Annotated in this window: 13 protein-coding genes and 1 other RNA gene; 5 read left to right on the forward strand and 9 right to left on the reverse strand. The window is 69.4% G+C overall.

The window, feature by feature from the left end:
• The coding region (gene trxA, locus VAE46_RS07680; RefSeq protein ID WP_322796341.1) for a thioredoxin at positions 1-773 on the reverse strand (773 nt) is incomplete at its 3' end.
• Between the two features lie 96 nt (positions 774-869).
• Positions 870-1237: RNase P RNA component class A (gene rnpB, locus VAE46_RS07685), an RNA gene on the reverse strand.
• 85 nt (positions 1238-1322) lie between these two features.
• Between rnpB and VAE46_RS07690 the strand changes: the two genes are divergently transcribed.
• Both VAE46_RS07690 and VAE46_RS07695 read left to right on the forward strand, forming a co-directional pair.
• Positions 1323-1742: a thioesterase family protein gene (locus tag VAE46_RS07690; protein ID WP_322796342.1), complete on the forward strand. Its 420-nt coding sequence runs from the start codon at positions 1323-1325 to the stop codon at positions 1740-1742.
• The gene (locus VAE46_RS07695; protein ID WP_322796343.1) at positions 1732-3111 is read left to right on the forward strand and encodes a CoA transferase; all 1380 of its coding nucleotides are present in this window, start codon (positions 1732-1734) and stop codon (positions 3109-3111) included. The genes VAE46_RS07690 and VAE46_RS07695 overlap by 11 nt, the downstream gene beginning before the upstream one ends.
• Positions 3112-3118: 7 nt before the next feature.
• Here VAE46_RS07695 and VAE46_RS07700 read toward each other — a convergent pair whose 3' ends face one another.
• The 4 genes from VAE46_RS07700 to VAE46_RS07715 all read right to left on the reverse strand — a co-directional run bounded on the left by VAE46_RS07700 (position 3119) and on the right by VAE46_RS07715 (position 6388).
• The gene (locus tag VAE46_RS07700; RefSeq protein ID WP_322796344.1) at positions 3119-3385 is read right to left on the reverse strand and encodes a flagellar biosynthesis anti-sigma factor FlgM; all 267 of its coding nucleotides are present in this window, start codon (positions 3383-3385) and stop codon (positions 3119-3121) included.
• 136 nt (positions 3386-3521) lie between these two features.
• Positions 3522-4322, reverse strand: coding sequence for an ABC transporter permease subunit (locus VAE46_RS07705; protein ID WP_322796345.1), 801 nt, complete (start codon positions 4320-4322; stop codon positions 3522-3524).
• Positions 4319-5209, reverse strand: coding sequence for an ABC transporter ATP-binding protein (locus VAE46_RS07710; protein WP_322796346.1), 891 nt, complete (start codon positions 5207-5209; stop codon positions 4319-4321). Before VAE46_RS07710 ends, VAE46_RS07705 begins: the two co-directional genes overlap by 4 nt.
• A 27-nt stretch (positions 5210-5236) precedes the next feature.
• Positions 5237-6388 carry an acyl-CoA dehydrogenase family protein gene (locus tag VAE46_RS07715; protein ID WP_322796347.1) on the reverse strand — a complete coding sequence of 384 codons (1152 nt, stop codon included), beginning with the start codon at positions 6386-6388 and terminating at the stop codon, positions 5237-5239.
• Between the two features lie 87 nt (positions 6389-6475).
• Between VAE46_RS07715 and polA the strand changes: the two genes are divergently transcribed.
• The 3 genes from polA (at position 6476) to VAE46_RS07730 (ending at position 10361) form a co-directional block, all read left to right on the forward strand.
• The gene (polA, locus tag VAE46_RS07720) at positions 6476-9211 is read left to right on the forward strand and encodes a DNA polymerase I (RefSeq protein ID WP_322796348.1); all 2736 of its coding nucleotides are present in this window, start codon (positions 6476-6478) and stop codon (positions 9209-9211) included.
• 73 nt (positions 9212-9284) lie between these two features.
• Positions 9285-10049, forward strand: a complete 765-nt coding sequence (locus tag VAE46_RS07725; protein ID WP_322796349.1) for a dienelactone hydrolase family protein — start codon at positions 9285-9287, stop codon at positions 10047-10049.
• A gap of 3 nt (positions 10050-10052) precedes the next feature.
• Entirely contained in the window at positions 10053-10361 is a 309-nt protein-coding gene (locus VAE46_RS07730; RefSeq protein WP_322796350.1) for a DUF6295 family protein, read from the forward strand.
• 4 nt (positions 10362-10365) lie between these two features.
• Here VAE46_RS07730 and urtE read toward each other — a convergent pair whose 3' ends face one another.
• The 3 genes from urtE to VAE46_RS07745 form a co-directional block, all read right to left on the reverse strand.
• Positions 10366-11118: an urea ABC transporter ATP-binding subunit UrtE gene (gene urtE / locus VAE46_RS07735; protein ID WP_322796351.1), complete on the reverse strand. Its 753-nt coding sequence runs from the start codon at positions 11116-11118 to the stop codon at positions 10366-10368.
• Complete coding sequence (locus VAE46_RS07740) at positions 11115-11945, reverse strand: ABC transporter ATP-binding protein (protein ID WP_322796352.1); 831 nt, start codon at positions 11943-11945, stop codon at positions 11115-11117. Before VAE46_RS07740 ends, urtE begins: the two co-directional genes overlap by 4 nt.
• On the reverse strand, positions 11938-12534 hold a 597-nt coding region (locus VAE46_RS07745; RefSeq protein ID WP_322796353.1), incomplete at its 5' end, for an ABC transporter permease subunit. The genes VAE46_RS07745 and VAE46_RS07740, both read right to left, overlap by 8 nt.

The raw sequence follows: 12534 nt of genomic DNA on the forward strand, positions 1-12534 counted from the left end.
ACGGCGAGCATCGCCTTGCGGGCGGCGCCATCGGCGAAGGCGCGGTCGATGCGGACGGATTCGAGGAGCTCATCGAGGGCGTCGGTGTAGCGCTCCTGGGCGGCGAGCATGACGCCCCAGCGGTAGCGCGCGCGGGGATCGCGGGGGTTCCGGCGCGCCTCGCCCTCGAGGTCTTCGGCGGCGTGCTTCTGGCGGAACTCGTCGAGGAAGAGGCGGTGCTTGAGGGCCCTGGCGCGCCGGTCGGTGGGGAGGCGGTCGAGGAGGCGGGTGGCTTCGTCGCGCTCGCCGCGGGCGATGAGGATGGAGGCGAGCCCGAGGACGGCGTCGGGGTCGTTCGGGGACTTCTGGAGGGTGGCGCGGTATTCGCGCTCAGCGCCGGCGACATCGCCTTTCCGGAGGAGCTCCTCGGCCGGCGATGGTGCGGCCGGGCCGGCGGAGGCGATGACTTTCTGGAAGAAGGCGCGGACCTGCGGCTCGGGGTAGGCGCCGGTGAACTCGGCGATGACCCGGCCGTCCTTGAACGCCTTCACCGCAGGGATGCCCTGGATGCGGTACTGCATCGCCGTGCGGGGGTTTTCGTCCGTGTTCAGCTTGGCGAGGACGACCCGCCCTTCGTTTTCGGCGGCGACCTTCTCGATGACGGGGCCGAGCATGCGGCAGGGGCCGCACCAGGGCGCCCAGAAGTCGACGACGACGGGGATGGTTTTCGAACGCTCGAGAACTTCGGATGCGAAGGTTGCGTCGGTCACGTCAGTGGCCGTTGCGGCAGGCATTGGGATACTCCATGGGGGTATGTGTTGGTTCGATCGTAGCGAATGGGAGGCGGGGCTGGGAATGGGCGGAGGGACCGGGCGAACCGGCCCGGGTGGGCGTCCAGCAGGCCTGTAAGCCGGATTCTGTATCCCGCCGTGGGCGGGACGGCAGCCATCTCTCTTGGCGCGGCATCGCTGACGCGCTCTAGCGGCCAACCCGGGAGTGATGACGGGCCGGGCGCCCTTCTCCCCTATTCGGCCTTGCTCCGGGTGGGGTTTGCACGGCCGCCCCGTTACCGGGACGCCGGTGCGCTCTTACCGCACCATTTCACCCTTACCGCGGCGGCGGGTGCCGCCACGGCGGTATGTTTCTGTTGCACTTTCCGTCGGCTCGCGCCGCCCAGGTGTTACCTGGCACCCTGCCCGGTGGAGTCCGGACTTTCCTCCCTGCGCGCACGACGCAGGGCGGCTGCCCGGCCTGCTGGACAGTTTCATTTTCGTGCTTTGGTTGGGAGGGTGTCGATGGGGGCGTATGATGCGGCCCGAACTTCGCTGCGGAAGGAGGGCTGCATGGGGCTGGAAGGGATGCAGGTTGGGGCGACGGCACGGCAATCCGTGGTCTGCGGGCCGGAACACTTCGCGAGCAGGATTGTCGCGGGGACGCCGGATGTGTTTTCGACGCCCTCGCTGGGCGCGCTGGTGGAGAAGACGGCGGCGGAGTGGATGGCGGGCCACCTCGAGCCGGGGCAGATGACGGTTGGAGCCCAGATTGTGATCAACCACACGGGAGCGACGCCGGAGGGGCTGACGGTGACGGCCGAGGTACGGCTGGTCGCGGTCGACGGGCGGCGGTTCGACTTCGAGTGGACGGCGCACGATGGGGTGGAGCAGGTGGGCTACGGCACACACCAGCGGTTCGTGGTGGACCGGGCGCGGTTCGAGGGTCGGGTGGCGGGAAAGCGCGGGGGAGCGGGCAGCAGTGGAGCGTGAGGCGATTGCGCGAGCGGCGGCGCTGGCGGGGCTGCACCTGGCGCCGGAGACGGAGGTCGAGGTGGTCGGTGGGGACCCGGTGCTACCGTCGCCGTTCCACCTTGGCGAAGGGGCAGCGGTCGCCCTGGCGCTGGTGGGCCAGGAGGCGGACCGGCTGTGGCAGCTGCGCGGCGGGAGGCGGCAGGCATTACGGGTGGAGGTGGGACATGCGGCGGCTTCGCTGCGGAGCTACCTGCTGCTTGAGGTCGATGGGCAGGCGGGTCCGCCGTCCCCGCGCGCCGGTTCACAGGTGACGGCCATCTGGGAGTGCGGAGACGGCCGGTTCATCCACCTGCACGGCAGCTTTACGCATGGTCCGGGCATCCTGGCTGAGCTCGGGCTGGAGGAAGGGGCGGCGGCTGAGGAGATTGCCGCGGCGACCCGGCGCCGCGGGGCGTTCGAGCTGGAGGACGCGCTGGCGGCGAAGGGCCTGTGCGCGGCGGTTTGCCGTACGAACGAGGAGTGGCTGGCCCACCCGCAGGGCCAGCTGCTGGCAACGAAACCGGTGGTGGAGCTCACGAAGATTGGGGATTCCCAACCGGAGCCACTGCGGGAAGCCGACCGGCCGCTGCGCGGCATCCGGGTGCTCGACCTGACGCGGGTGCTGGCCGGCCCGACGGTGGCGCGAACGCTGGCGGAGCACGGGGCCGATGTGCTGCACCTGGCGAGCCCGCGACTGCCGACGATCGAGCGGTTCGAGATGGACACCGGCCACGGGAAGCGGCAGGCGTTTCTCGACCTCGAGAGCACCGAGGGGCCGGAGCTGCTGCGGGAGCTCGTGCGCGGCGCGGATGTGTTTTCGCAGGGGTTCCAGTGGGGCTCGCTGGCGCGCCGCGGGTTCGGGCCCGAGGACGTCGCGCGGCTGCGGCCGGGGATTGTCTACGTTTCGGAGAACGCGTTCGGGCACGACGGGCCGTGGGCCCCGCGGCCGGGCTGGGAGCAGCTCGCGCAGGCAACGACGGGCGTGTGCGTGGTGCAGGGCGGAGCCGGACGCCCCGTGCTGGCCCCGGCAGCGATGAACGACTACACGACCGGCTACTTCGGAGCGCTGGGGGCGATGATGGCGCTGCAGCGGAGGGCGGTGGAGGGAGGTTCGTGGCTGGTCCAGGTTTCGCTGGCGCAGACGAGCATGTGGTATTTCCGGCTGGGCCACGACCTCGACCCTGCAGCGGCGGCGGGGCCCGGCGATCCTGCACCGGTGATGGTCGAGCGGGAGACGCCGTACGGCTGGATGCGCTTTCTGCGCCCCGCCCTGCGGATGTCGGAGACCGACCCGCACTGGGAGCTGCCCTCGGCGCCCATCGGCAGCGGCGAGCCGCGCTGGGAGTAACGAGGAATCAGCCGGCGGCGGCTGAGCGGGACGGTGCGGAGGGTTCGGAGCTGGCGGCGACGAGGAAGCGGGCCGGATTGAAGTCGTCGGCGGAGGGAGCCACGGGGGCAGCTTCGACGGCGGTATCGGCCCAGTGCCGCAGAAGGGCGGCGGCGACCTCGCGGGGGTCGGGGCGATAGGTGCCGTTGTGGATGGCCTCGCGGAGCTCGAGGACGCGGCGCGTGCGGGCGTCGAAGGGGAGGAGGGGAGCCGGTTCGTTGGAGCTGGACGGCATGGGGGACGACCTCGCAGGTGGTTACACCAGAGTTAACGGCACGTTTCGGCCCGGTGATGAGGGGTTTGGTGGCAGTTCTTGCGGAATTTTGACAGAGCGAGGCAGGGGACTCCCCAATGCGGGCCACAGAGGGAGGTCAGCGAAGGTCGCGGCGTTCGAAAATGGCGATGGCGACTGCGGCAGGGGGAATCGACAGGAGGAGCGCCGGGAGCCACGCCTCCCAGCTGGGGCCGAAGGCGAGGAGGTTGGATTCGAGGTACCAGAACCAGGGGTTGAGGTTTCGGAGCCAGGCGGGCGCGCCGGCAGCCGTGAGGAGGCCCTGGGCAAGGAATCCCCCGACGGCGACGACCATCCCGAGCGCCAGGCCCGGGCCGCGACGGCCGGTGATGGCACCCGCGGTGAACGCGAGCGACAGGTGGAACCCGGCAAGGGTGACGGCGCCAGCGCAGGCGGCGGCGAGCCCGCCCGCGGAGATGTTTTCGAGGCCATGGAAGGGTGGGGCAAGGAGGACGAGCGTGGCAACAGAGACGACCCCGAGGAGGGCCAAGAGCGTTGAGACGGCAACGAGCCGCTCGGCCGCGACGCGGCGGCGGGTGACCGGGTTGGCGAGGATGAGCTCGAGGGTCCCATCCTCTTCGCTGCCGCCGATGCAGGCCGACCCGGCGACGACAGCGTAGATGACGAGCAGGACGGTGAGGAGCGAGGAAAACAGGCGAGCCCAAAGATACCCCGGGGCCGAACTGAGCGAGATGCCTTCGCTCATGCCGAAGAGGTCGCGCAGGGCGGGCGGCATCTGCTGGACGAGGTCATCGAACTCCTGCTGGCCGCGAATCGACGGGTAGAAGGCGAGCGTGAGCAGGTTGAGCGCGAGCAGCCCAAGCACCCACCAGAGGGTGGAGCGTCGGCGGTCGCGGAGGGCGCGCCGAAAGATGGTCATGATTCGCCCCCGTGGTAGTACTCGAGGAAGAGCTCTTCGAGGTCCTGCCCGGGCGTGTGGATGCGCTCGACGCTGAGGCCGGCAGCGGCCTTGATGACGGCATCGACGGGGCCTTCGACGACGAGGTGGACGCCGGAATCGTGGTAGGCGACCGAGACGACGCCGGGAACGGCTTCGAACAGGCCGCGGGGCGGCTGCCCGCGGGTGAAGAGGTCGATGCGCTGGCGCGCCCGGCGGCGCAGCTCTTCGAGCGTGGCGATGGTGACGAGGCGGCCCTGGCGGATGATGCCGACGCGGTCGGCGAGGGCCTCGACCTCGGGCAGGACGTGGGAGGAGAGGAAGACGGTGGCGCCCCGGGCGACCTCGTCGCGCACGAGCTGCTGGAACTCCTGCTGGAGGAGCGGGTCGAGCCCGGAGGTAGGCTCATCGAGGATGAGCAGGTCGGGGGCGGACATGAAGGCCTGGAGGATGCCGATTTTGCGGCGGTTGCCGGTGCTCAGCTGGCCGACGGGGCGGGACGGGTCGAGCGCGAACCGCTCGCAGAGGGCGCGCACGCGGGCGGGGTCGACGCCGCCGCGGAGGCGGCCAAAGAAGTCGACCACGTCGTTCGCAGTGTAGCGGGGGTCAATGTGCAGGTCGCCGGGGAGGTAGCCGATGCGGCGGCGTATAGCCGGGTCGGAGCCGGGCCGCCCGAAGACTGCTGCGGACCCGGCAGTGGGGTTGAGGAAGCCGAGCAGGAGGCGGATGGTGGTGGTCTTGCCTGCGCCGTTCGGGCCCAGGAAGCCAAAGACCTCGCCGCGATTGACGGCGAGGTCCAAGGAGTCGACGGCGGTAAGGCTACCGAAGCGCTTCGTGAGGCCGCTGGCGGCGATCACCGGCTCAGGCACCGCAGGCCCCACGGAAGCGCAGGCGAATCATTCGCGGGGTAGCCCGAGGCCGCGGGTTGCGATGACGGTGCGCTGGATTTCGGAGGTGCCGCCCTCGATGGTGTTGGCGACGCTGCGGAGGAGGAGGTACTGGTAGCGGAGCGCCCGCGACCCGGGGCGGGCGGCCTGACCCTCCATGCCGAAGACCTGCAAGGCGGTGGCGGCGATGCGCTGCTGGAGTTCGGCGCCGAAGAGCTTCGCCATCTGGGCTTCGCGGGTGGGGGCGATGCCGGTCTTCTCCTGCTGGGAGGCGATGTAGTAGGCGAGGTTGCGGAGCAGCTGGACGCCGATGGCGTGTTCGGCCATGCGGTGGCGGATGACCTCCGGGGTCCGGCCACGGCGCTGGCGCAGGTAGGCGACGAGGTCATCGACGGTGCGGCGGGCGTTGGAGGTCGCGCCGATGGAGGAGCGTTCGAAGTCGAGGCCGACGGCGACGTTGTACCAGCCGCGGTTCTCTTCGCCGACCAGGTTCTCGGCGGGCACGCGGACGTCCTCGAAGTAGACCTCGTTGAATTCGTGGGTGCCGGCCATATTGACGAGGGGCCGAACGGTGATGCCGGGGGTATCCATCTTCACTGCGAAGGTGGAGATGCCCTTGTGCTTGGGGGCGTTGGGGTCGGTGCGGGCAGCGAGCCAGCCCCAGTCGGCGTAGTGGCCGAAGGTGGTCCAGATTTTCTGGCCGTTGATCACGTAGTCGTCGCCGTCGCGGACGGCGCGGGTCTGCATGGCGGCGAGGTCGGAGCCGGCGCCGGGCTCGGAGTAGAGCGTGCACCAGAGGTCGGTGCCGTCGGCGATGCGGGTGAGGAAGCGCGACTTTTGCTCTTCGGTGCCGTAGAGCATGACGACCGGGCCGACCCAGGCCACGCCCATGTTCACGGTGCCGGGAACGCCGTGGTAGGCCATCTGTTCGTTGAAGAGCATCTGCTGCATGGGCGAGGCGCCGAGGCCGCCGTACTCCTTCGGCCAGGGCAGGGCGAGCCACCGGCGGGCCGCCAGGCGCTTCATGATGTCGCGTTCGACGGCGAGGCGGTCTTCGAGCGATTCGAACTCTTCGTCCCAGCCGGCGGGCAGGCCGTGCTCGATGAAGTCGATCACTTCGGCCTGGAAGGCTTCCTGTTCGGGGGTGAGGCGAAAATCCATGTGCGAGGGGCTCCCGGTGGTGTGCTTGGTGTGCTGCCGGGGATAGTGTAGCGGGGGCGAAGGAGTGGGGCGCGGTATACTGGCGCGGTGCCCGAGGCGCAGGACGGTCGGCCGCGGCTGGTAGTGCTGGATTCGCACGGGATCCTGTACCGTGCGTTCTTCGCGTTTGCGAACTCGGACCGGCCGCTGATGACCTCAAAAGGGGAGCTGACGTTCGCGGTCCACGGGTACGCGGAGACGCTTATTCGGGTGCTGGACCTGCTGCGGCCGACGCACATCTGTGCGGCGTGGGATGCGGGCGGGAAGACCTTCCGGCACGAGGCGAGCGAAGCGTACAAGGCCACGCGTCGGCCGACCCCGGATGAGCTGCTTCGGCAGATGGGGCGGGTGCGAGAGCTGCTTGATGCGTTCGGCATCCCGATTTTCGAGGTGCCGGGGTACGAGGCCGATGACGTCGCGGGCACCATCGCGAAGCTGGCGGCGTCGCAGGGTGTCGAGGCGTACATCGCCACGCTGGATACGGACCTGGTGCAGCTCCTGGGCCCGAACATCAAGCTGTTCATGTTCCGGCCGTTCCAGCGGGATGTGGTGGAGTACGACGAGGCGAAGGCGGCCGAGCGCTGGGGGTTCAGCCCGAAGTACATGATCGATTTCAAGGCGCTGAAGGGTGATACCAGCGACAACGTGGAGGGAATCCGCGGAATCGGAGAGAAGACCGCGACCGACCTCATCCGGCAGTTCGGGCCGCTGGAGGCGATCTACGAGAACATCGAGCTGGTGAAGGGGTCACTGAAGCAGAAGCTCATCGATGGGCGCGAGATCGCCTTCCGGAACAAGGAGCTGGTGACTATTCACACCGATGTACCCGTCGAGTTCGACCTGGAGAAGTGCCGGGTCCGGGATTTCGACCGGGAGCGGATCGCGGCGCTCTTCCGGGAGCTCGAGTTCCGGGTGCTGGCCCAGCGGCTGGACGAGGTGCTCGGGGCCCGGAAGCAGGTGACGGAGACGGCGCAGGCTGAGGGGCAGTACACGGCGGTGGTGGAGCGTGACGCACTGGAGCAGCTGGCGGAGCGATTGCGCACGGCAGGGCAGTTCGCCATCGCGGGGGTGACCACGACAGGCGAACCGAGCCACCCGACGCTGCTGGGGCTGGCCTTCGCCACGGAGCCCGGGGCGGCCTGGTACGTGCCGCTGGGGCACGCCCCGCGGATGGACGGCGAGACGCGCCAGGTCTCGCGCGAGGAGCTCGGCGAGGTGCTGGGGCCGGTGCTCGAAGATGCCGGGGTGAAGAAGGCCGGCTACCAGGTGAAGTACCTCATCCATCAGCTGGAGCGGCTGGGGATTGCGCTTGCGGGGTACGACTTCGACGTGGCGATTGCGGCGTTCCTCCTCGGGGAGACCTCATCGACCCTGCACGCGCTGGTCAACGAGCGGCTCGGGGTGGAACTGATCGGGCTGGCCTCGCTGACGGGGACCGGCCGCAACGCGACTGCGCTGGCGATGGCAAGCATTGAGGCGGTGACGCCGTACGCCTGTCAGCAGGCGGATTACGCCCTGCGGCTTCGCGAGCCGCTGCGGGCCGTGCTGGAGGAGCGCGGTCAGTGGAGCCTGTTCGCCGAGATGGAGATGCCGCTGGTGGGCGTGCTCCAGCGGATGGAGCGGGTGGGCGTGGCCGTTGACCCCGGGGTGCTCCGGGAAGCGTCTCGGCAGCTGGGCGAAGAGGCAGCGCGGGCGGAGCGCGAGATCTACGCGATCGTCGGGCACGAGTTCAACATTGGGAGTCCGAAGCAGCTGAGCGACGTCCTGTTCGGGGAGCTTGGGCTGCCGAAGACGCGCAAGACCACGCAGGGGTACAGCACCGACCAGCGCGCGCTCGAATCGCTTCGCCCGCTCACGCCGATCATCGATCTGATTTTCCAGTACCGGGAATTGACGAAGCTGAAATCGACCTACGCTGACGCCCTGCCCGGGACGGTGGGCGAGGATGGCCGAATTCATACGGATTTCCAACAGACGGTCGCGGCCACGGGGCGGCTGAGCAGCATCAACCCGAACCTGCAGAACATTCCGGTGCGTACGGACACCGGGCGGGTCATCCGGCGGGCGTTCGTAGCGGGATACTTTGACGAACCGTGGCTGGTGGGCGCGGACTATTCGCAGATCGAGCTGCGGATCCTGGCGCACATCACTGGCGACGAGGGGCTGATCGCTGCCTTCCTCGCGGACCAGGACATCCACCGCGCGACGGCGGCGACGGTCTACGGGGTCGACCCTTCGGAGGTGACCCGCCAGATGCGGGACACGGCCAAGATGGTCAACTTCGGTATCGCCTACGGGATGGGCGAGTTCGGGCTGGCGAGCCGCACGGGGATGACGCGCGAGGAGGCCGAGGCATTCATCACCAGCTACTACCGGAACTTCCCCGGGATCGCGCGGTGGCAGCAGGAGACGCTGGAGTTCACCCGTGAGCACGGCTACGCCGAGACGCTGTTCGGGCGGCGGCGCTACCTGCCGGCGATCCGGAGTTCGAACTTCCAGGTGCGCGCCGCAGCGGAGCGGGAAGCCATCAACATGCCGATCCAGGGCACGGCGGCAGACATCATCAAGGTGGCGATGATTCGGGTGGACCAGGAGCTGCGGGAACGGGGGCTCCGGAGCCGGATGATCCTGCAAATCCACGACGAGCTGATTTTCGAGTGCCCGGCGGAGGAGGTTGAGGCGGTGCGCGAGCTCGCGGCGCGCCTGATGCCAGCAAGCATCGAGCTGAAGGTCCCGCTCAAGGTGGACCTGAAGCAGGGCCGCAACTGGGGCGAGATGGAGTAGGCGGGGCGATCCGGGTCGGCCCGGCCTATACTGCGGCGCACGAACCTGATTCGCACACGGGAGGTGCCTGCCGATGGCCGATACGGGCGCATACGAAGGGATGCTGGCCGAGACGACGAAGATCCCGGGGGCCGGGGGGACCTGGATTTCGGTGTACTTCGCACGGCCGCTGGGGCCGGGTCCGCACCCGGGGGTGGTGTGGCTACATCACATGCCGGGCTGGGATGAGTGGACGAAGGAGGCCGCGCGCAAGCTGGCCTACCACGGCTTCATGGTGGCCGCGCCTGACCTCTACTGCCGTGCCGGGACCGGGGCGCCGGAGGATGTGGCAGCCCGGGTGCGGGCCGAGGGCGGAGTGCCCGATGCGCAGGTGGTGGCCGATGCGGCGGCCTGCCGCGATTTTCTGCGTTCGCTGCCACAGTCGAACGGGAAGGTGGGGGTCACCGGGACGTGCTCGGGCGGGCGGCACGCCTACCTCGCGGCGTGCCTCGAACGGTTCGATGCGTGCGTCGACCTCTGGGGAGGCGGCGTGGTGATGCGGCCGGAGGACCTGACCGAGAAGCGGCCGGTAGCGCCGATCGACTACACGCAGGACCTGTCCTGCCCGCTCCTCGGCCTGTTCGGTGAAGAGGACCGGGCCCCCTCGCCCGAACAGGTGGCCCTGCATGAGGAGGAGCTCAAGCGCCACGGGAAGCCGTACGAGTTCCACATGTACCCGGGCGCCGGGCACGGCTTCTTCTACCACGACCGGCCGGCCGCCTACCGGGCGGAAGCGGCGGTCGACGGCTGGAAGAAGGTGATCGCGTTCTTCTGGCAGCACCTCGGCACGGGGGCGTGAGCGATGTGCACGAATATCGTGGTGAGCACCAGCGTCGAAGGGGCCGGGTTTGGACGGCAGGGCTGGTTCGGCGTGAACCGGGCCACTGTGGCGTATGACCATCCCCTGCGGGTGGACCGTGAGCACGCGGTGATGCTGGACTTCGTGGACGCCGGCGGAGGCGTCGAGGCGCGGGTGGGCGTGGAGCTCACGCTGGAGTCGGCGCGAGCGCTGGCGGAAGCGATCCTGCGGGCGTGCGCGGAAGGCGAGGCATGGGAGCAGGAGGCGCGGCGCTGGCAGCCGCCGGCGCGATTCCGGATGCCTCGAGCCTGAGCGACTAGACCGCGAGGGCCGAACGAAGGGCGGCCGTATCGAGGGAACCAGGGGTGCCCTCGAAGGTCACCTGGCCGGATTCGAGCACGTAGCAGTAATCGCCGATGGCGAGGGCGAAATCGAGAAATTGCTCGACGAGCAGGACGGCGAGGGAGCCCTTGAGCCCGGCGATGACCTCCTCGATCTGCTGGACGATGGAGGGCTGGATGCCCTCGGTGGGCTCATCAAGGAGGAGCAGGCGCGGGCGGCCCATGAGCGCCCGCCCGATGGCGAGCTGCTGCTGCTGGCCCCCGGAGAGGACACCGGCGGTGCGGCGCGCCATCTCCTTGAGCACGGGGAAGAGAGTGAAGACTTGCTCGAGCTGGCCATCGAGCCGTCCGCGGACCGGTTCGAGGCCGATGAGCAGGTTTTCGTACACGGAGAGGTGGGGGAAGATGCCGCGGCCCTGGGGCACGTACCCGATGCCGGCGCGGGCGCGCTGGTACGGCGGGGAGCCGGTAAGGTCGCGGCCTTCGAACAGGATACGGCCGGCTCGCGGGCCGAGGCTGCCGATGATGCCCTTCAGCAGGGTGGTCTTGCCGGCGCCATTGCGGCCCACGACGCAGACCACCTGGCCGGGCGCCACGCGAAGGGAGACGTTTCGGACGGCGCGGGACTGGCCGTAGGCGAGGTCGAGATGGTCGACCGCGAGGAGCGCGCCGGGGTCGGCGGATGGGGGCGGGGAGGCTGGTAGCAGGCGCGAGAGGAGGGCGGTCATGAGGCGGCTCCGGCGATGGTGTGCTGGCGTCCGAGGTAGACCTGCTGGACGACGGGGTCCTGCTGGATTTCGTCGATCGTGCCCTCCCGGAGGACCCGCCCCTGGTGGAGGACGGTGACGGTCCGGGCAAACTGGCGGACGAAGTCCATGTCGTGCTCGGTGATCAGGATGGTGTGGGCGCCGGCGAGGCGGTGGAGGAGTTCGCCGGTGCGCTCGCGCTCCTCGCGGGTCATGCCGGCGATGGGCTCATCGAGGAGGAGGACGCGCGGGGACTGGACGAGCAGCATGGCGATTTCGAGCCACTGCCGCTCGCCGTGGGAGAGCGCCCCGGCGAGGACGTCGGCGCGGTGGCTGAGCCCGACGGTGTCGAGGGCCTCGGCGATCCGCTCGCGCCGTTCGCGCGGGGTCGGTAGCAGGTGGCGGTAGAAGCGGTCGCGAAAGGCGGCCGCGACGGCGAGGTTGCGGGCGACGCTGAGCGAGTTGAAGACGGAGGGCGTCTGGAACTTGCGGGCGATGCCGGCGCGGACGATTGCGTCTTCGGACATGCGGGTGAGGTCGAGGCCTTCGAAGCGGATCTCGCCGTGGATTTCGATGGCGGAGGGGTACGGGTCGCCCGAGGCGGGGACGGTCGGGTCGAAGAGGACGCGGCCCGAATCGGGGCGGACCTTGCCGGAGATGACATCCATGAAGGTGGTCTTGCCGGCGCCGTTGGGGCCGATGAGGAAGCGAAGCTCGCCGCGGGCGATGACGAGGCTGAGGTTGTCGAGGACGGCGAACCCATCGAAGCTGAGGCGAAGGTTTTCGGCTTTGAGAATCGCTTCACTCACGGCCGGCGCTCCTTGCTTCAAGGTCGAGGCTGGCGGACCGCGGGAGCGGCGGCCAGCGGATCGGGAGAGAGCGGCGAGCGGCCAGGCTGCGGAAGGTCCCCACGATGCCGGCCGGGAAGATAAGGACGGCGGCGATGAAGAGGGCCCCGAAGTAGTAGAGCCAGGTGTCGGGGTAGTTCTCGCTGAGGGTGCTGCGCGCCCAGCTGACAAGCACCGCGCCCAGCACCGCACCGCTGATGGTGGCCCGCCCGCCGACCGCCACGAGGAGGACGAACTCGATCGAGGGGACGATGCCGATGTTGGCGGGCGAGATGATGCCGACCTGGGGCACGTAGAGCGCGCCGGCGATGCCGGCGAGGGCAGCCGAAATCGCATAGACCGCGGCCTTCAGGACCGCCACGTTGTGTCCGGAGAAGCGCAGGCGGTCTTCGTCGTCGCGGATGGCGAGCATGAGGTTGCCGAAGGGCGCCCGGGTGAGGGCGATGGCGAACGTCATCGCCAGGAGGAGGGCACCGGCCGTGATGAAGTAGAGGGCGTCCTGGGTGGAGCGGTCGGCGATGGAAAGGCCGAAGATGGTGCGGAAGTTGGT

Origin of the sequence: Tepidiforma sp. (genome assembly GCF_034433535.1) — a bacterium.
Classification (GTDB): domain Bacteria; phylum Chloroflexota; class Dehalococcoidia; order Tepidiformales; family Tepidiformaceae; genus Tepidiforma.

Bases quoted from the DNA above. Each gene is read 5' to 3' on its own strand.
- VAE46_RS07690 (WP_322796342.1), top strand. From the start codon at position 1,323: ATGGGGCTGGAAGGGATGCAGGTTGGGGCGACGGCACGGCAATCCGTG.
- VAE46_RS07700 (WP_322796344.1), bottom strand. From the start codon at position 3,385: ATGCCGTCCAGCTCCAACGAACCGGCTCCCCTCCTCCCCTTCGACGCC.
- VAE46_RS07705 (WP_322796345.1), bottom strand. From the start codon at position 4,322: ATGACCATCTTTCGGCGCGCCCTCCGCGACCGCCGACGCTCCACCCTC.
- VAE46_RS07715 (WP_322796347.1), bottom strand. From the start codon at position 6,388: ATGGATTTTCGCCTCACCCCCGAACAGGAAGCCTTCCAGGCCGAAGTG.
- VAE46_RS07725 (WP_322796349.1), top strand. From the start codon at position 9,285: ATGGCCGATACGGGCGCATACGAAGGGATGCTGGCCGAGACGACGAAG.
- VAE46_RS07730 (WP_322796350.1), top strand. From the start codon at position 10,053: ATGTGCACGAATATCGTGGTGAGCACCAGCGTCGAAGGGGCCGGGTTT.
- urtE (WP_322796351.1), bottom strand. From the start codon at position 11,118: ATGACCGCCCTCCTCTCGCGCCTGCTACCAGCCTCCCCGCCCCCATCC.